This is a genomic window from Sphingomonas sanguinis (genome assembly GCF_001476905.1).
Classification (GTDB): domain Bacteria; phylum Pseudomonadota; class Alphaproteobacteria; order Sphingomonadales; family Sphingomonadaceae; genus Sphingomonas; species Sphingomonas sanguinis_B.
The window spans coordinates 1-17,958 of the sequence record NZ_LDTE01000142.1; the positions used below are offsets into that span (position 1 = coordinate 1).

General features: G+C 65.9%; 13 protein-coding genes. 8 read left to right on the top strand and 5 right to left on the bottom strand.

Annotation, left to right across the window (positions count from 1 at the left end):
• Nucleotides 1–91: 91 nt before the first annotated feature.
• From SB4_RS17420 to glgX, 7 genes are all read left to right on the top strand, one after another.
• Nucleotides 92–1,402 carry an Nramp family divalent metal transporter gene (locus tag SB4_RS17420; RefSeq protein ID WP_058753594.1) on the top strand — a complete coding sequence of 437 codons (1,311 nt, stop codon included), beginning with the start codon at nucleotides 92–94 and terminating at the stop codon, nucleotides 1,400–1,402.
• Nucleotides 1,403–1,492: 90 nt separating this feature from the next.
• Entirely contained in the window at nucleotides 1,493–3,925 is a 2,433-nt protein-coding gene (locus SB4_RS17425) for a glycogen/starch/alpha-glucan phosphorylase (RefSeq protein WP_082670268.1), read from the top strand.
• The gene (gene glgB / locus SB4_RS17430) at nucleotides 3,922–6,075 is read left to right on the top strand and encodes a 1,4-alpha-glucan branching protein GlgB (RefSeq protein ID WP_058753595.1); all 2,154 of its coding nucleotides are present in this window, start codon (nucleotides 3,922–3,924) and stop codon (nucleotides 6,073–6,075) included. Before SB4_RS17425 ends, glgB begins: the two co-directional genes overlap by 4 nt.
• Nucleotides 6,076–6,154: 79 nt before the next feature.
• A complete protein-coding gene (glgC, locus tag SB4_RS17435; protein WP_082670269.1) occupies nucleotides 6,155–7,417 on the top strand; it encodes a glucose-1-phosphate adenylyltransferase in 1,263 nt (420 codons plus the stop codon).
• Nucleotides 7,418–7,425: 8 nt separating this feature from the next.
• Complete coding sequence (glgA, locus tag SB4_RS17440) at nucleotides 7,426–8,880, top strand: glycogen synthase GlgA (protein ID WP_058753596.1); 1,455 nt, start codon at nucleotides 7,426–7,428, stop codon at nucleotides 8,878–8,880.
• Complete coding sequence (locus SB4_RS17445; protein ID WP_058753597.1) at nucleotides 8,877–10,502, top strand: alpha-D-glucose phosphate-specific phosphoglucomutase; 1,626 nt, start codon at nucleotides 8,877–8,879, stop codon at nucleotides 10,500–10,502. Before glgA ends, SB4_RS17445 begins: the two co-directional genes overlap by 4 nt.
• Before the next feature lie 157 nt (nucleotides 10,503–10,659).
• Nucleotides 10,660–12,459, top strand: coding sequence for a glycogen debranching protein GlgX (glgX, locus tag SB4_RS17450; protein ID WP_058753598.1), 1,800 nt, complete (start codon nucleotides 10,660–10,662; stop codon nucleotides 12,457–12,459).
• Here the strand turns inward: glgX and cyoD are convergent.
• From cyoD to SB4_RS17475, 5 genes are read right to left on the bottom strand one after another with little or no spacing between them, the layout of a single operon-like run.
• Complete coding sequence (gene cyoD, locus SB4_RS17455; protein ID WP_058753599.1) at nucleotides 12,456–12,839, bottom strand: cytochrome o ubiquinol oxidase subunit IV; 384 nt, start codon at nucleotides 12,837–12,839, stop codon at nucleotides 12,456–12,458. The two genes, glgX and cyoD, sit on opposite strands and share 4 nt — an antisense overlap.
• Nucleotides 12,836–13,471, bottom strand: coding sequence for a cytochrome (ubi)quinol oxidase subunit III (locus SB4_RS17460; protein WP_058753600.1), 636 nt, complete (start codon nucleotides 13,469–13,471; stop codon nucleotides 12,836–12,838). The genes cyoD and SB4_RS17460 overlap by 4 nt, the downstream gene beginning before the upstream one ends.
• Entirely contained in the window at nucleotides 13,468–15,480 is a 2,013-nt protein-coding gene (cyoB, locus tag SB4_RS17465) for a cytochrome o ubiquinol oxidase subunit I (RefSeq protein ID WP_153006313.1), read from the bottom strand. Before cyoB ends, SB4_RS17460 begins: the two co-directional genes overlap by 4 nt.
• Nucleotides 15,477–16,364, bottom strand: coding sequence for a ubiquinol oxidase subunit II (cyoA, locus tag SB4_RS17470; protein WP_058753602.1), 888 nt, complete (start codon nucleotides 16,362–16,364; stop codon nucleotides 15,477–15,479). The genes cyoB and cyoA overlap by 4 nt, the downstream gene beginning before the upstream one ends.
• A 51-nt stretch (nucleotides 16,365–16,415) precedes the next feature.
• Nucleotides 16,416–16,859: a hypothetical protein gene (locus SB4_RS17475; RefSeq protein WP_058753603.1), complete on the bottom strand. Its 444-nt coding sequence runs from the start codon at nucleotides 16,857–16,859 to the stop codon at nucleotides 16,416–16,418.
• A 77-nt stretch (nucleotides 16,860–16,936) separates the two neighbouring features.
• On the opposite strand from SB4_RS17475, the gene SB4_RS17480 reads away from it, so the two are divergent.
• A complete protein-coding gene (locus SB4_RS17480) occupies nucleotides 16,937–17,779 on the top strand; it encodes an HpcH/HpaI aldolase/citrate lyase family protein (protein ID WP_058753604.1) in 843 nt (280 codons plus the stop codon).
• The last annotated feature ends 179 nt before the right edge of the window (nucleotides 17,780–17,958 follow it).

A 17,958-nucleotide genomic window follows, 5' to 3' on the forward strand; every position in this document is an offset into this window, starting at 1 on the left:
AATCCTCCCCGCTCGCGGGGAGGATTTACCGTCCCCCGCAACGCATTGCCGGGTTGTCGCGTTGGGCAAACTTCGTCACATCTTCAGGCCGATGACCGTAGCCACGCCCGCCACCCGCTCGCTTGCCGAAAGCCATCGTTCGATCGCCGTGCCGGAAGGCGCATCCTTTCTGCGGCGGCTGTTCGCCTTTGCCGGGCCCGGCTATCTGGTCGCGGTCGGCTATATGGACCCCGGCAACTGGGCGACCGACATCGCGGGCGGATCGGCCTATGGCTATGCGCTTCTCTCGGTCATCCTGCTGTCCAACATCATGGCGATGATCCTGCAGGCGCTGTCGGCGCGGCTGGGGATCGCCGCCGGGCTGGACCTGGCGCAGGCGTGCCGGGCGGCCTATTCCAAACCGGTTTCGCGCATATTGTGGCTGCTCTGCGAGATCGCGATCATCGCATGCGACCTGGCCGAGGTGCTGGGCACCGCCATCGCGCTGCAACTGCTGTTCGACCTGCCGCTGGTCTGGGGCGTGCTCATCACCGGGCTGGACGTGTTCCTGATCCTGGCGCTTCAGCGTTACGGCTTCCGCAAGGTCGAGGCGTTCATCATCGCGCTCCTGCTGATCATCGGCGGCTGTTTCCTGTACGAACTGATCGCCTCGCGCCCCGATCCGGGCGCGGTGATGACGGGCTTCATTCCGACGACGCGGATCGTGACCGACCCGGCGATGCTCTACATCGCGATCGGCATATTGGGCGCGACGGTGATGCCGCATAATCTCTACCTGCACTCCTCGGTGGTGCAGACCCGCGCCTTCGGTCTGACGACCGAGGGCAAGCGCGACGCGATCAAGCTGGCGACGATCGACAGCACGGTGGCGCTGTTCTTCGCCTTCTTCATCAACGCCGCGATCCTGATCGTGGCCGCCGCCACCTTCCATGTCGCCGGGCGTACCGACGTTGCCGAGATCGACCAGGCCTACCGGCTGCTAGCCCCGATGCTGGGTGCTGGCGCGGCGAGCGTGGTGTTCGGTGTGGCGTTGCTAGCCTCGGGCCAGAACTCGACCGTCACGGGGACGCTGGCCGGGCAGATCGTGATGGAGGGGTTTCTCGACCTGCGGCTCGCCCCCTGGCTGCGGCGGCTCATCACGCGCGGGCTGGCCATCATCCCCGCCGTCCTCGTCGTCGGCGCCAGCGGTCAGGCGGGCGCGACGAAGCTCTTGGTGCTCAGCCAGGTCGTCCTCAGCCTCCAGCTGCCCTTCGCGGTCGTGCCGCTGGTCCGCTTTACCGCGGACAAGGGCATGATGGGGCCCTTTGCCAGCCCCTTCTGGCTGCGCGTGGTTGCCTGGGTGATCGCGGCGACGATCATCGCGCTCAACCTGACCCTGCTCTGGGGTATCGCGACGGGCTGAATCGTCCCGCAGTTGCGAAACGTTGGCGCGTGACTTCGGGGGGCGCGCGGCTAAGCTGGCGCGAACTGGGATACAGGGACGCCCGAATCAATGACGACCACCATCACCACGCTGCATGTCGACGACACCGGGCCGCTGGCCGACGCCATTGTCGACACGCTGGTGCACCGGATCGGCAAGGACGCCGCCAATGCGCGGCCGCACGACTGGCTGGCCGCGACCATCCTGACCGTCCGCAATGACATTATCGAACGCTGGATGGCCTCCACCCGCCAAGCCCATGCCGCGGGCGCCAAGCGGGTCTATTATCTCAGCCTGGAGTTCCTGATCGGCCGGCTGCTGCGTGACGCGCTGTCCAACATGGGCGTGATGGCGCAGGTGGCGGGCGCGCTCCAGTCGCTGGGCGTCGACCTCGCTGAGCTGGAGGAGATGGAACCCGACGCGGCGCTGGGAAATGGCGGCCTGGGGCGGCTGGCCGCCTGTTTCATGGAAAGCCTCGCCAGCCTCGACCTGCCCGCCTACGGCTATGGCATCCGCTATGTGAACGGCATGTTCCGCCAGCGGATCGACGATGGCTGGCAGGTCGAACTCCCCGAAACCTGGCTGAGCCATGGCAACCCCTGGGAGTTCGAGCGTCGCGAGAGCGCCTATTTCGTCGGCTTCGGCGGCGAGGTCGTCGGGACCGAGACGGGCGCGGTCCACTGGAAACCCGCCGAGGCGATCGAGGCGATCGCGGTCGACACGCCCGTCGTCGGCTGGCGCGGCAAGCGGGTCAACACGCTGCGGCTGTGGACTGCGCAGGCGATCGACCCCATCCGGCTCGATCGCTTCAATGCAGGCGACTATACCGGCGCGCTCGCCGGACAGATGGCGGCCGAGACGCTGGTCCGCGTCCTCTATCCGTCGGACAGCTCGCCCGCCGGGCAGGAGCTGCGGCTGCGGCAGGAGTATTTCTTCTCCTCCGCCTCGATCCAGGACATCGTCCGGCGGCATATCCAGTATTTCAAAGATATCCGCACTCTGCCCGACAAGGCGGCGATTCAGCTGAACGACACTCATCCAGCGGTGTCGGTCGCCGAGCTGATGCGGCTGCTGATCGATCATCACGATCTGGGTTTCGACGAGGCGTGGGACATTACCCGTCGCACCTTCGGCTATACCAACCACACGCTGCTGCCCGAAGCGCTGGAGAGCTGGCCGCTGCACCTGTTCGAGCGGCTGCTGCCGCGTCACATGCAGCTGATCTATGCGATCAACGCCAAGCTGCTGCGGGAGGCGCGGGGCATCGAAGGCGTCGACGATCGCGCCATCGCCGCGATCAGCCTGATCGACGAAGGCGGCGAGCGGCGGGTGCGCATGGCGAACCTGGCCTTTGCGGGCAGCCACAGCGTCAATGGCGTGGCCGCGCTGCATACTGAGTTGATGAAGAAGACGGTCTTTGCCGATCTCCACCACCTCTATCCGACGCGGATCAACAACAAGACCAACGGCATCACCCCGCGCCGCTGGTTGCAGCAGTGCAATCCGCAGCTGACCGCGCTGATCCGTGAGGCGATCGGCGCAGGTTTCGAGGATGACGCGGAAAAATTGATAGCGCTCACGGAATTTGCGCAGGACGCGAATTTCCGGGAACGCTTTCTCAGCATCAAACGTTCCAACAAGGTGGGGCTGGCAAATTATCTCCGGGAATCGAGCGGGCTGCGCATAGACCCAGATGCGCTGTTCGACGTCCAGATCAAACGCATCCACGAATATAAGCGCCAGCTGCTCAACATCATCGAAACGGTGGCGCTGTACGACCAGATCCGCAGCCATCCCGAACGCGACTGGACGCCGCGCGTCAAGCTGTTCGCGGGCAAGGCGGCGTCGAGCTATCACAATGCCAAGCTGGTCATCAAATTGGCCAATGACGTGGCCCGCCGGATCAATTCGGACCCGAGCGTCGGCCATCTGCTGAAGGTTGGGTTCATCCCCAACTACAATGTCAGCCTGGCCGAGAAGATCATTCCCGCCGCCGATCTGTCCGAACAGATTTCGACCGCGGGCATGGAGGCGTCGGGCACCGGCAACATGAAGTTCGCGCTCAACGGCGCGCTGACCATCGGCACCCTCGACGGCGCCAATGTCGAGATCAAGGAGCATGTCGGCGACGATCATATCGTCATCTTCGGCCTGACCGCCGACGAGGTCGCCGAAAAGCGCCGCGACGGGTACAACCCGCGCGAAGTGATCGAGGGCAGCCCGGAACTGCGCCAGGCCGTCTCCGCCATCGCCTCGGGCGTGTTCTCGCCCGACGATCCCGGTCGTTACGCCGGGCTGATGGGCGGGCTGTACGATGGCGACTGGTTCATGGTCGCCGCCGATTTCGACGCCTACACCGCCGCGCAGCGCAGCGTCGACACCCGCTGGCAGGACCAGGCGGGCTGGGCGACCTCGGCCATCCACAATGTCGCGAAAGTCGGATGGTTCTCCTCCGATCGCACCATCCGGCAATATGCCGAGGAAATCTGGAACGTGATGTGAAGCCACCCCGTGCCGCTCTGGATGCCCTGATCGAGGGCCGCAACGCCGATCCGTTCGCGTTGCTGGGACCTCATGAAGGACCGGGCGGCACGTTCCTGCGGGCGCTGGTGCCCGGTGCGGAGGAGGTCACGGCCTTCGACCTGTCCGGCACGGCACTGGGCGATTTGCAGAGCGTCGATGCGCGCGGCCTGTTCGAGGGCGCTGTCAAAGGCCCTGCCCAGCCGGTGAAGTACCGCGCGCGGGGTCACGGTGCGGAGTGGTGGATAACCGATCCGTACAGCTTCGGCCCGGTCCTCGGCCCTCTCGACGATTTCCTGATGGGCGAGGGCAATCACTTCCGTCTTTATGACAAGATGGGCGCGCATCTGATCGAGCATCAGGGCGTGGCGGGCGTGCACTTCGCCGTCTGGGCGCCCAATGCCGAGCGGGTCGCGGTGGTCGGCGACTTCAACGACTGGAACCCCGGCCGCCATGTCATGCGGCGCCGCCTGGACGTCGGCGTGTGGGAAATCTTCATCCCCGATATCGGCGAGGGCCGCGCCTACAAATTCGCCATCACCGGCCCGCATGGCGCGGAACAGCCGATGAAGGCCGACCCCTTCGCCTTCGCTGCCGAGTTGCGTCCCAAGACCGCCTCGGTGACGACCGCCCCGCCCCAGCATGTCTGGCAGGACGCCCCGCACCGCGAACATTGGTCGAAGATCGACCCGCGCCGGGTGCCGATCAGCATCTATGAGGTCCATGCCGGGTCATGGGACCGCGACGAGAATGGCTGGTATCTCAGCTGGGATGCGCTGGCCGACCGGTTGATCCCCTATGTGGTCGAGATGGGGTTCACCCATATCGAATTCCTGCCCATCTCCGAGCATCCGTACGACCCCAGCTGGGGCTATCAGACGACAGGGCTCTATGCCCCGTCCGCACGGTTCGGCGATGTCGAGGGGTTTTCGCGCTTCGTCGACGGCGCGCACCGTGCCGGGATCGGCGTGATCCTCGACTGGGTGCCCGCGCACTTCCCAACCGACGCGCATGGCCTGTCGCATTTCGACGGCACCGCGCTCTATGAGCATGAGGACCCGCGCCAGGGTTTCCACCCCGACTGGAACACCGCCATCTATAATTTCGGGCGGCGCGAGGTTTCGAGCTTCCTGGTCAACAACGCGCTGTTCTGGCCCGAGCGTTATCATATCGACGGGCTTCGCGTGGATGCGGTCGCCTCGATGCTCTACCGCGACTACAGCCGCAAGGACGGTGAGTGGGTGCCCAACGAACAGGGTGGTCGCGAGAATTGGGAAGCGGTCGAGTTCCTCCGCCAGGTCAACCGCCAGGTCTATGGCCAGCATCCCGGCGTCTTCACCGTCGCCGAAGAGTCCACTGCGTGGCCAGGCGTCTCGGCACCCGCGCATGACGGCGGGCTGGGCTTCGGCTTCAAGTGGAACATGGGCTTCATGCACGACACGCTCCAGTACATGGCGCGCGAACCCGTGCATCGGCGGCACCATCATGGCGAGATCCTGTTCGGTCTGCATTACGCCTTTGACGAGAATTTCGTCCTGCCGCTCAGCCATGACGAAGTGGTCCATGGCAAGGGCAGCCTGCTGACCAAGATGGCGGGCGACGACTGGCAGAAATTCGCTAACTTACGCGCCTATTACGCCTTCATGTGGGCCTATCCGGGCAAGAAGCTGCTCTTCATGGGCCAGGAATTCGCCCAGCGCGAGGAATGGTCGGAAGATCGTCCGCTCGACTGGCATCTGCGGTGCAGCCATGCGCATGAGGGCGTCCGCTCGCTGGTCCGTGACCTGAACCACCTGTACCGCGACACGCCCGCGCTCCATGCCCGCGACTGCGAGCGCGAGGGGTTTGAGTGGCTGGTGGCCGACGACAGCGCCCATTCGGTCTTCGCCTGGTTGCGCAAGGCGCCGGGCGAAAAGCCGGTCGCGGTCATCGCCAACATGACGCCGGTCGCGCGCGCGCCGTACCGCCTGCCGCTGCCGCATGACGGCCGCTGGACCGAGGTGCTGAACTCCGACGCCAGCCAATATTGGGGCTCAGGGCTGGGCAATATGGGCGGTGTGGATGCGCATGACGGCGCGGCCTGGGTGACGCTGCCGCCGCTGGCGACCGTGATCCTGCGCTTCGACGGCTGATCTGGATCGAAGCTTTTCCAAGAATACCAACGCGTTGTCAGCGCGTTGCACCACAAACAAACGGGATGGGAGACGGACGATGGACCTGAGGCGCGGACAACCGCTGGCGCGCGATGCCATGGCCTATGTGCTGGCGGGCGGTCGTGGCAGTCGCCTGATGGAGTTGACCGACACCCGCGCCAAGCCCGCCGTCTATTTCGGCGGCAAGGCGCGGATCATCGACTTCGCTTTGTCCAACGCGATCAACTCGGGCATCCGCCGCATCGGCGTGGCAACCCAGTACAAGGCGCACTCGCTGATCCGCCACCTCCAGCGCGGCTGGAACTTCCTGCGCGACGAACGCAACGAAAGCTTCGACATCCTGCCCGCCAGCCAGCGGATCAGCGAGTTTCAATGGTATGAGGGCACCGCCGACGCGGTGTTCCAGAATATCGACATCATCGAAAGCTATGCGCCCGAATTCATGGTCATCCTGGCAGGCGATCACGTCTACAAGATGGACTATGAGCTGATGCTCCAGCAGCATGTCGACAGTGGTGCCGACGTCACCGTCGCCTGTCTGGAAGTGTCACGCGAGGAAGCCAGTGCATTCGGCGTGATGCATGTGGACGAGACCGACCGCATCGTCGATTTTGTCGAAAAGCCCGCCGATCCGCCCTCCATCCCCGGCAATCCGGGCGTGTCGCTGGCGTCGCTGGGCATCTATGTCTTCCGCACCGCCTTCCTGTTCGAACAGCTGCGCCGCGATGCCGAGACGCCGGGCTCCGCCCGCGACTTCGGCAAGGACATAATCCCCTATCTGGTCGAGCATGGCAAAGCCCAGGCGCACCGCTTCTCCGCCAGCTGCGTCCGATCCGAGGACGAACCCGGTGCCTATTGGCGCGATGTCGGCACGGTCGACGCCTATTGGGAGGCCAGCCTCGACCTGACCGACGTGGTGCCGCAGCTCGACCTGTACGACCGCAGCTGGCCGCTCTGGACCTATGCCGAGATCACGCCGCCCGCCAAGTTCGTCCATGACGTGGAGGGGCGGCGTGGATCGGCAGTGGCCAGCCTGATCGCGGGCGACTGCATCGTGTCGGGATCCTCGATCAACCGCTCGCTGCTGTCGACCGGGGTCCGTACGCACAGCTATGCGTCGCTGAACGAAGCCGTCGTCCTGCCCTTCTGCCAGATCGGACGCGGCGCCCAGCTGCGGCGAGTGATCCTCGATCGCGGCGTCAGGATTCCCGACGGCCTGGTGGTCGGCGAAGACCCCGTGCTCGACGCGCACCGGTTCCGGCGCACCGACAAGGGCATCTGCCTGATCACCCAGCCGATGATCGACCGTCTGGCCAACTGAAAGTCCCCATGACCCTTTCCGTCCTGTCGGTCGCCTCGGAGGCGTTCCCGCTCATCAAGACCGGCGGTCTCGCCGATGTGGTCGGCGCGCTGCCCGAGGCCTTGGCGCCGCACGACATCGCCGTGACCACGCTGATCCCGGGCTTTCCGAAGGTGATGCGTGCGATCGGCGAGGATGCGCCGCGCGTCCATCACTGGACGCATATCATCGGGACCGAGGCGTGGCTTCGCGAGGCGATGATCGGCACGCACCGCCTGCTGGTGATCGACGCGCCGCAGCTTTGGGAACGCGAGGGGCTTCCCTATGTCGATACGGCCGGAAACGACTGGCACGACAATTGGCGGCGCTTCGCGGTGCTGGCGCGCGCCGGGGCCGACCTCGCCTCGGGCGCGGTGCCGGGGTACGACTTCGACCTGCTCCACGCCCATGACTGGCAGGCGGCGCTGGCCCCCGCCTTCCTCCATTACGCGCCCGGCCCCGGCAAGGTCGCCAAGAGCATCGTCACGATCCACAACATCGCCTTCCAGGGCTCGTTCGCCGCGCATCACTTCCCCGATCTCGGCCTGCCGCCCGAGGCGTGGAGCGTCGACGGCGTCGAATATTATGGCCAGATCGGCTATCTGAAGGCGGGCCTGCGCACCGCCGATGCGATCACCACGGTCAGTCCGACCTATGCCGAGGAAATCCACCGGGTTCAGTATGGCATGGGGCTGGAGGGCCTGATCGCCGCGCGCGCCGAGTGCGTCAGCGGCATCGTCAACGGCATCGATCCCGCCGTCTGGAGCCCCAAGGCCGACGCCGCCCTGCCCGCCCCCTTCACCGTCGACACGCTGGACGATCGCATCGCCAACAAGCGCGCGGTCGAAAAGACGTTCGGGCTGGACGAGGATGACAGCCCGATCTTCACCGTCATCAGCCGCCTGACCTGGCAAAAGGGCATGGACGTGCTGGTCGAGGTGATCGACGATCTGGTGGCGCTGGGCGGGCGGCTGGTCGTGCTGGGCACCGGCGACCCGGCGCTGGAGATCGCCTTCGCTACCGCCGCGCTGCGCCATCCGGGTCGCGTCGCGGTGCGTATCGGTTATGACGAGCCGGTCTCGCACCTGCTTCAGGGCGGCTGCGACGCGATCGTCATCCCGTCGCGGTTCGAGCCGTGCGGGCTGACCCAGCTTTATGCGCTCGCCTATGGCTGCGTTCCCGTGGTCGCGCGCACCGGCGGTCTGGCCGACACGATCATCGACGCCAATGAGGCCGCTCTGGCCATGGGCGTCGCGACCGGGCTGCAGTTCGACAATGTCACCGCCGACAATATCGTCGCCGCGCTGCGTCGCACAATGAGACTCTATGCCGACCAAGACCAATGGCGGACCATTCAGGTCAATGGCATGAATGCCGATTATAGCTGGCACCATAGCGGCCGCCACTATGCCGAACTCTATCGATCCGTGCTGGGGAACCCATGATCAAGACCGTCGCGACCGAGCCCTATCTCGACCAGAAGCCCGGAACCTCGGGCCTGCGCAAGAAGGTTCGCGTCTTTCAGCAGCCCAATTATGCCGAGAACTTCATCCAGTCGACGTTCGACGCGCTGGGTGACGAAAAGACCGGCCAGACGCTGGTGATCGGCGGCGACGGTCGCTTCCTGAACCGCGAGGTGATCCAGGTCGCGATCCGCATGGCGGCGGCGAACGGCTTTGCCCGCGTCGTGGTCGGCCAGGGCGGCATCCTGTCGACGCCAGCGGCCAGCAACGTGATCCGTCAGCGGGGCGCGTTGGGCGGCCTGGTCCTGTCGGCCAGCCACAATCCGGGCGGCCCCGACGAAGACTTCGGCATCAAGTACAACATCTCGAATGGCGGTCCCGCGCCGGAAAAGGTGACCGACGCGATCCACGCCAACACCAAGTCGATCAGCCGCTGGCTGACGGTGGAGGCCGAAGACATCGACCTCGATACGCTGGGCGAGGTGACGGTCGGCGACATGACGGTCGAGGTGATCGACTCGGTCGCCGACTATGCCGCGCTGATGGAGAGCCTGTTCGACTTCGCCGCGATCCGGAAAGCGGTCGAGGGCGGCTTCACCATGTCGTTCGACGCGATGAGTGCCGTCACCGGCCCTTATGCGACCGAGATCCTCGAAAAGCGGCTGGGCTTTGCGCCGGGCACGGTCAGGAACGGCATCCCGCTTCCCGATTTCGGCGGGCATCACCCCGACCCCAATCTGGTCCATGCCAAGGAACTGTACGACCGGATGATGGCGGCGGATGCGCCCGATTTCGGCGCAGCGTCGGACGGCGATGGCGATCGCAACCTGATCATCGGGCGCGGGCGGTTCATCACGCCGTCGGACAGCCTGGCGATGCTGGCGGCGAACGCGCATCTGGCCCCGGCCTATGCGGGGGGCCTGAAGGGTATCGCCCGCTCGATGCCGACCAGCGCCGCCGCCGACCGCGTCGCCGAGAAGCTGGGCATCCCGGCGTACGAGACGCCGACCGGCTGGAAGTTCTTCGGCAATTTGCTCGATGCTGGCATGGCGACGATCTGTGGCGAGGAGAGCGCGGGGACGGGCTCGGACCATGTGCGCGAGAAGGACGGGCTGTGGGCGGTGCTGCTCTGGCTCAACATCCTCGCCGCCTCGGGCAAGTCGGTCGACCAGATCGCGCGCGATCACTGGGCGACTTATGGCCGCAACTATTATGCGCGCCATGACTATGAGGGCGTCGAGAGCGAGCGCGCCGATGCGCTGATGGCCGATCTGCGCGCCAAGCTCGCCACCCTGCCGGGCGAGACGTTCGCTGGGCTGACGGTCGAGGCGGCGGACGACTTCGCCTATACCGACCCGACCGACCAGTCGGTCAGCCGCAATCAGGGCATCCGCGTGCTGTTCCAAGGCGGCAGCCGTGTCGTGTTCCGCCTGTCGGGCACCGGCACCAGCGGCGCGACCCTGCGGGTGTATCTGGAACGTTATTCCCCCGACCAGCTTGATCGCGAGACGCCCGAGATGCTGGCGGACATCATCGCGGCGGCCGACGAGATCGCGGGGATCACCCAGCATACCGGCCGTACCGAACCCGATGTGGTGACCTGATCGTCCTTGAGGGGAGAGGCTATCGCCCTCCCCCTCTTCGTGCCCCGGCGAAGGCCGGGGCCCAGTTGCCACCACGCTGGTGAAACTTCCGATAGGTCGGCCCAACTGGACCCCGGCCTTCGCCGGGGTGGTCCGGCTGGTTTAGGGTAACGGCACCATGACGAATCAGTCTGCCCAACCCCTCGGCCCAATGCCGGTCCCCGGCGGCACCCGCTTCGCCGTCCACTCGACCGCCGAGCGGGTGGAGCTATGCCTGTTCGACGGCGCAGACGAACGCCGGTTCGCCATGACCCGCGACGGCGATGTGTGGACCGCTACTGCTCCGGGCACGAACCATCTCTACGGCTATCGCGCACACGGCGAATACGACCCGGCGCGCAACCTGTGGTTCGACCCCGCCAAGCTGCTCGTCGACCCATATGCCGTCGAACTCGACCGCCCCTTCGTCCAGTCGCCGCGTCTGGCGGCCTATGGCGACGACACCGCCGACATCGTCCCCCGTGCCCGTGTCGTCCCGCGATTGACCGACATCCCCGCCCCGCCGCTATTCCGGCCGGGCGGCCTGATCTACGAACTCAACGTGCGCGGTTTCACCATGCGCCATCCCGCCATTCCGCCCGAACAGCGCGGCACCCTGGCGGCGCTGGCGCATCCCGCAGTGCTCGACCATCTGCACAAGTTGGGCGTCGCGGCCGTCGAACTCATGCCGATCACCGCCGCGATCGACGAGCGGCATCTGCCACCGCTCGGCCTGCGCAATGCCTGGGGTTACAACCCGGTGGTGCCGATGGCGCTCTGCCCGGAGCGGGTGCCGGGCGGCGTCGCCGAACTGGTCGCGACCGTCGCGGCGCTGCGGCAGGCCGGGATCGGCGTCATCCTCGACCTCGTGTTCAACCATATGGGCGAGAGCGACGTCTATGGCGGCACCCTGTCCTTCCGCGGGCTCGACCCGGAAGCCTATGCCCGGACCGCGGACGGCGCGCTCATCAACGATGCAGGCACCGGCAATATGCTCGACGCCAGCCGCCCGGGCGTCCGTGCGATGATCCTCAATGCTTTGCGCCATTTTGCACGGGCAGGCGTGGACGGATTCCGCTTCGACCTGGCCACCGTCCTGGCGCGCGGGCCGGGCTTCGACGCCCACGCGCCGATCTTCGCCAAGATCGCCGCCGATCCGGTGCTGTCGACCCGCATCATGATCGCCGAGCCATGGGACATCGGCCCCGGCGGATACCAGCTCGGCAACTTCCCCGAGCATTGGCTGGAGTGGAACGACAAATATCGTGACCAGGTGCGGCGCTTCTGGCGTGGCGACGGGCGCGCCGGCGACCTGGCGACGCGGATCGCGGGGTCCGCGGATGTCTTTACCGGCCCCACCAGCCGCTCGGTCAATTTCGTCGCCGCCCATGATGGCTTCACGCTGGCCGATCTGGTTGCCTATGCCGGGCGGCACAACCACGCCAATGGCGAGGACAATCGCGACGGCCATGGCGACGAGGTGTCGTGGAGCCATGGGCAAGAAGGGCCAACCGACGATCCCGCGATCCTTGCCGCCCGCAAAGCCTCAATCCGCGCGATGCTGGCCACATTGTTCCTGTCGCGCGGCACCCCGATGCTGACCGCAGGCGACGAGTTCGGCCGTAGCCAGAACGGCAACAACAACGGCTATGCGCAGGATAACGAGACGACGTGGCTCAACTGGGAAACCCGCGACAAAGCACTGGAGGATTTCGTCGCACAGCTCAGCGCCTTTCGCCGGGACATGCCGCTCGACTGGACGGACTGGCTGGCCGGTGCCGAGTGGCGCAACCTGTCCGGTGCTCCGATGACGCCGGAAGACTGGGACCGCGGCAACGGCTTTGCCCTTCATCTGCCCATCGGCGACGAAAAGCTGATCCTGCGCTTCGACCGCTCGCGAAGCGTATCCGCCATCCGGGGCACCCTGGTCGAAAGCTAGGGCGTTGCCATCGGCCCCATCAGATTGTGGTTCAGATGCCCCATGATCCAGATCGAGCCCAGCAGCACCAGCGCCACGATCAGGATGCCGAACAGCAGCGCCAGCACATTGTTGCTGTTGTCCGGCCCCGTCGTGATGTGGAGGAAGAAGACCAGGTGCACCCCCATCTGCCCGATCGCCAGCGCGACCAGTGCGGCGGGCACAGCGGGGCCCCAGACAATGTCGAACTGGACGAGCGCAAAGGACGCCGTGGTCAGGATCGCCGCCGCGATCAGGCCGACGACATAGCTGCGCACGCCGCCGACGATCGAGTCCTGCTCGCTCTGTTCGCCCGGCGCGGTTTCGTCGCGGGCCATTTCCTCGTCGGGCCGCTGGCTCATCCCCGCACTCCCATCAGATAGACCATGGTGAACAGCGCCACCCAGATGATGTCGAGCGCGTGCCAGAACAGGCTGAAGCACAGGATGCGGCGCAATATGTCCTCGCGGAATCCCTTGGCCCAGGCCTGCGCCATCATCGTGGTCAGCCACAGCAGCCCCAGCGTCACATGCAGTCCGTGGCAGCCGACCAGCGCGAAAAAGGCGGACAGGAAGGCGCTGCGCCCCGGCCCCGCACCCTCGCCGATCAGGTGGAGAAACTCATAGCCCTCCAGCATCAGGAAGCCCGCGCCGAGCAGCCCGGTCGCCGCCATCGCGATCTGGAACCAGCGCATGTCGCGCGCCAGCGTCGCGATCCCCGCCAATCCGCAGGCGAAGCTGGAGAGGAGGAGCAGCACCGTCTCCGTCTCGACCAGCTTCAGCTCGAACAGCTCCTTGCCCGAGGGGCCGCCCGCCGTTGCGTCCTTCAACACCGCGTAACCGGCGAAGAAACAGGCGAACAGGATGAAGTCCGACAGCAGGAAGATCCAGAAGCCATAGGACACCACCACCCGCTTGGGCGCGGGGCCGTCCGGGTTGGGCTCGGCGGTGCGGCCCAGCTTGTTGGGGTCATGGGTCTGTGCGGCGGCGCTCATGACAGCGCCTCTTCCGGCAGGTCGAGCAACGTCGCCTTGCTCCGCCGACGCGCCTGGTCGAGCCGCGCGACTTCCTTGGCGGGAATCTCATACTCCGCCTTGTCGCGCCAGGCGAAGACCACGAACGTCCCCCAGGCGCCGAAGAAGCCCAGGATCACCAGCCACCAGATATGCCACACCAGCGCAAAGCCCATGGCGGTGGCGAAAAAGGCACTGACCACACCGGTTGGCGAATTGCGCGGCATCTCGATCGCTTCGTAATCGGGCCGGTCGGACAAGACGCGGTTCTCGCGCGCCTTGGCCTTGATGCCCCAATAGGCTTCCTCACCCTTCACATCGGGCAGCACGGCGAAGTTGAAGACCGGCGGCGGCGAGGTGGTGATCCACTCCAGCGTCCGCCCGTCCCACGGGTCGCCGCTCTCGTCGATGCGCTCGCCCCGCGTCTTGATCGAGACATAGAGCATCATGATCTGACACCCGATCCCGGCCAGGATCAGCAGCGCGCCCAGCCCGGCGGCAATCAGCCAGGGCTGCCAGCCGGGCACGTCATAATGCTGCATCCGCCGCGTCATGCCCATCAGGCCGAGCACATAGAGCGGCATGAAGGCGAGGTAGAAGCCGCTGATCCACAGCCAGAAGGCGCGCTTGCCCCAGGTCTCGTCCAGCGTGAAGCCGAACATCTTGGGAAACCAGAAGGTAAAGCCCGCAAAGGCCCCGAACAGCACGCCGCCGATGATGACGTTATGGAAATGCGCGACCAGGAACAGCGAGTTGTGCAGCACGAAATCGGCCGGGGGCACCGCCAGCATCACGCCGGTCATGCCGCCAATCACGAAGGTCACGATGAACCCGATCGACCACAGCATCATCGACGTATAGCGGATGCGCCCGCCATACATGGTGAACAGCCAGTTGAAGACCTTCACCCCCGTCGGCACCGCGATAATCATCGTCGTGATGCCGAAAAAGCCGTTCACATCGGCCCCCGCCCCCATGGTGAAGAAATGGTGCAGCCAGACCATGAAAGACAGGATGCAGATCACCATGGTCGCGATGACCATCGAGCGGTAACCGAACAGAGGCTTGGACGAGAAGGTCGAGATGATCTCGGAAAAGATACCGAAGGCGGGCAGGATCAGGATATAGACTTCCGGGTGGCCCCAGGCCCAGATGAGGTTGACGAACATCATCTGGTTGCCGCCCGCTTCCGGCGTGAAGAAATGGAAGCCCAGATAGCGGTCGAGGATCAGCATGCCCAGCACGGCGGTCAGCACCGGAAAGGCCGCGACGATCAGCAGGTTGGAGGCCAGCGATGTCCAGGTGAACATCGGCATCCGGCTATAGCCCATGCCCGGCGCACGCATCTTCAATATGGTGGTGACGAGGTTCACGCCCGACAGCAGCGTCCCCATCCCCGATATCTGCAGCGCCCAGAGATAATAATCGACCCCGACGCCGGGCGAGAAGCGCAACTCCGACAGCGGCGGATAGACCAGCCAGCCGGTCTTGGCGAACTCGCCGATGACCAGGCTCATATTGATGAGGAGGGCACCGCTGGCGGTCAGCCAGAAGCTGACCGAATTGAGCGTCGGGAAGGCCACGTCGCGCACGCCCAGTTGCAGCGGCACGACGAAGTTCATCAGCCCGATCATGAACGGCATCGCCACGAAGAAGATCATGATCGTGCCATGCGCCGAGAAGATTTGGTCGTAATGGTCGGGCGGCAGATAGCCTTCATTGCCGTACGCGATCGCCTGTTGCGACCGCATCAGCAACGCGTCCGAAAAGCCCCGGAGCAGCATCACGCCCGCCAGCAGGCAGTACATGACGCCGATCCGCTTGTGATCGACGCTCGTGATCCACTCGCTCCAGATGTACGGCAGATGCCCGCGCCGCCACACCCAGATGAACACACCGAGCAGCACCAGACCGATGACGCCCGCCGACACCAGAGGCAGCGGTTCGTGGAACGGGATCGAGTCCCAGCCGAGCTTGCCGGTCAAACTCATTGCTCGCGTCCGTCCTTGGCCTTCTCGCCCTCAGGCGCGCCGTTCTTCATGACGATCTGGTCGTACAGGCCGGGCTGGAGCCGGGGATAGCTGGCAGGGCGGACATTGCGGCTGGGATGCGCCATGGCGACGAACTCGGCCCAGTCGAGCGTCTTGCCCTGCCCTCCCCGCGCGGTCGCGACGAAGCGGTCGAAGGCGGCTTGCGGCACCGCATCGACGAAGAAGTCCATATCGGCAAAGCCCTCCCCGCTATAATGCGCCGACAGCCCGCGATAGCGCCCGGCCTTATCGGCGCGCAGGTGAAGCGTCGAGTCCATGCCCGACATGGCGTAGATCTGGCTGCCTAGCTGCGGCACGAAGAAGCTGTTCATCACGCCTGCCGAGGTGATGCGGAACTTCACCGGCGTGCCGACCGGCACGACCAGCCGATTGATCGTCGCGATGCCCTGTTCGGGATAAAGGAACAGCCATTTCCAGTCGGTGGCGACGACCTCGACGGTCATCGCCCTGGCTTTGGATGCGATTGGCTTGGGCGGATCGAGATCATGACTGCCGATCCAGGCGATGCCGCCCAGGAACATGATGGCCAGCGCGGGGATCGACCAGACCAGCAATTCCAGTCGTCCCGAATAAGCCCATTCGGGCAGATGCTTGGCACGGGTATTACCCGCCCGAAACCACCAGCCGAAGGCAAAGGTGAGCAGGATGACCGGCACCACGATGGCCAGCATCACCGCCAGCGCGTTGAAGAAGATGCTGCGCTCGCCCGCCGCGATCGGCCCGGCGGGGTTCAGGATGCCGGGCTCACAGGCGGAAAGGACGAAGCACGACCCAAGACACGCGAAACGCGCGGGAATTTTGGCGAGGCGCGGATCGCGGAGCATTCAGGCGGGTGAACGGCGGCCCGACGCTTTCGTTCCGCCCCCGCAAAGGGATCAGGCGGCGAGCCTTCGCCCCTCGCCATCGTCGCTGTCGTTGGCGGGCCGCTCCACCCGGCGCGGGCGAACGGTCCGGCTCGCGGACATCCGCCCGGCCCAGCGGCCGAAAACAGGCCAGCGCGCCAGCATCGAGGAGGACAGGACGGCCGCCATGACCAATTCGGCCACCCCGCCCCATTCGATCGCCGAAGCGAGCATGACCAGATCGCCCATCGGCGCGGCCGCTGCGGCGAGCATCCGAATCTCGTCGATCTCGAACCAGATGGCGAGGCCCAGGAGGGCGACTCCCAACACCATGATCGCCCAATGCCCCGGCCGGACCCGGCCGAGCAGCCGCGCGGGGTCCTCGATCACCATGCCCGCCAGCCAGCGACTGACCGGCAGATCGGGCCAGACGTAAAGCGTGATCGTCAGCCCCAGCAGCAGCAGCGTCGCGGTCATCTCATCCCCCTATGAGCGTTTGATTATGGCGCGCCCCGGCCATTTTACCAGAGGCGCGACGCCGCTATGTTCGCGCGATGACCCTGCGCAGCGCCCTGTTCCTCCCCGCCTCCAACTCCCGCGCCATCGCCAAGGCGCGTAGGCTCGACAGCGACGCGGTGATCCTCGACCTGGAGGACGCGGTCGCCCCCGACGCCAAAGCCGTGGCGCGCGACGCGGCGGTGGCGGCGGTGCGCGAGGGAGGCTTTGGCGACAGGCTGCTGGTCGTGCGGACGAACGGGTTCGACAGCCCCCATGCGGCCGACGACCTCGCCGCGTTGGCCGAGACGCGTCCGGCGGCGGTCCTTATCCCCAAGGTCGACGACGTCGCGACACTGGCCGCCGCACGGGCGGCGCTGGGACCGGACGTGCCGCTCTGGGCGATGATCGAAACGTGTCGCGGCATCCTGTCGCTGGGCGCGATCGCGCAAGCGGCGACCGGGCTGGGGCTGACCGCCCTGATTGCGGGAACCAACGATCTGGCGAAGGAGATGCGGCTGCCCTCGCCGCCCGCGCCCGAGGCTTTACTGCCCTTACGCGTTCAGATCGTCGTCGCCGCCCGAAGCGCCGGGCTGATCGCGCTGGACGGCGTGTGCAACGCCCTCGACGCCCCCGAACGGCTCGCGGCGGAATGTGCGGAGGGGCGACGTCTGGGTTTCGACGGCAAAACGCTGATCCACCCCAACCAGATCGCTGCGGCGAATGCCGGGTTCGGACCCGACGCGGCGGAGATCGCCTGGGCGCAAGGGGTGGTGGAGGCCTTCGCCGATCCCGAGCAGGCGGCGCTAGGCGCGATCCGGCTGGATGGGCAGATGGTCGAACGGCTGCACCTGGCGGAGGCCGAACGCATCTTGGCGCTCGCTCAGCGATCGGCCGAATAATCTACCCTCATCCTTCCCACCCGCTATCGCGGGCGGGCCCCTTCCCTCTCCCATTGGGAGAGGGAGGGAGGCGCAAAGCGCCGGAAGGGTGAGGGTGGGAGAGCCTACTCCATTTCCAAAATCACCGCATCCACCGCCAGGCTGTCGCCGGTTTTGGCAGAGATGGTCTTGACGGTGCC

Bases quoted from the DNA above. Each gene is read 5' to 3' on its own strand.
- SB4_RS17420 (WP_058753594.1), top strand. From the start codon at position 92: ATGACCGTAGCCACGCCCGCCACCCGCTCGCTTGCCGAAAGCCATCGT.
- SB4_RS17425 (WP_082670268.1), top strand. From the start codon at position 1,493: ATGACGACCACCATCACCACGCTGCATGTCGACGACACCGGGCCGCTG.
- glgC (WP_082670269.1), top strand. From the start codon at position 6,155: ATGGACCTGAGGCGCGGACAACCGCTGGCGCGCGATGCCATGGCCTAT.
- glgA (WP_058753596.1), top strand. From the start codon at position 7,426: ATGACCCTTTCCGTCCTGTCGGTCGCCTCGGAGGCGTTCCCGCTCATC.
- SB4_RS17445 (WP_058753597.1), top strand. From the start codon at position 8,877: ATGATCAAGACCGTCGCGACCGAGCCCTATCTCGACCAGAAGCCCGGA.
- glgX (WP_058753598.1), top strand. From the start codon at position 10,660: ATGACGAATCAGTCTGCCCAACCCCTCGGCCCAATGCCGGTCCCCGGC.
- cyoD (WP_058753599.1), bottom strand. From the start codon at position 12,839: ATGAGCCAGCGGCCCGACGAGGAAATGGCCCGCGACGAAACCGCGCCG.
- SB4_RS17460 (WP_058753600.1), bottom strand. From the start codon at position 13,471: ATGAGCGCCGCCGCACAGACCCATGACCCCAACAAGCTGGGCCGCACC.
- cyoB (WP_153006313.1), bottom strand. From the start codon at position 15,480: ATGAGTTTGACCGGCAAGCTCGGCTGGGACTCGATCCCGTTCCACGAA.
- cyoA (WP_058753602.1), bottom strand. From the start codon at position 16,364: ATGCTCCGCGATCCGCGCCTCGCCAAAATTCCCGCGCGTTTCGCGTGT.
- SB4_RS17475 (WP_058753603.1), bottom strand. From the start codon at position 16,859: ATGACCGCGACGCTGCTGCTGCTGGGGCTGACGATCACGCTTTACGTC.
- SB4_RS17480 (WP_058753604.1), top strand. From the start codon at position 16,937: ATGACCCTGCGCAGCGCCCTGTTCCTCCCCGCCTCCAACTCCCGCGCC.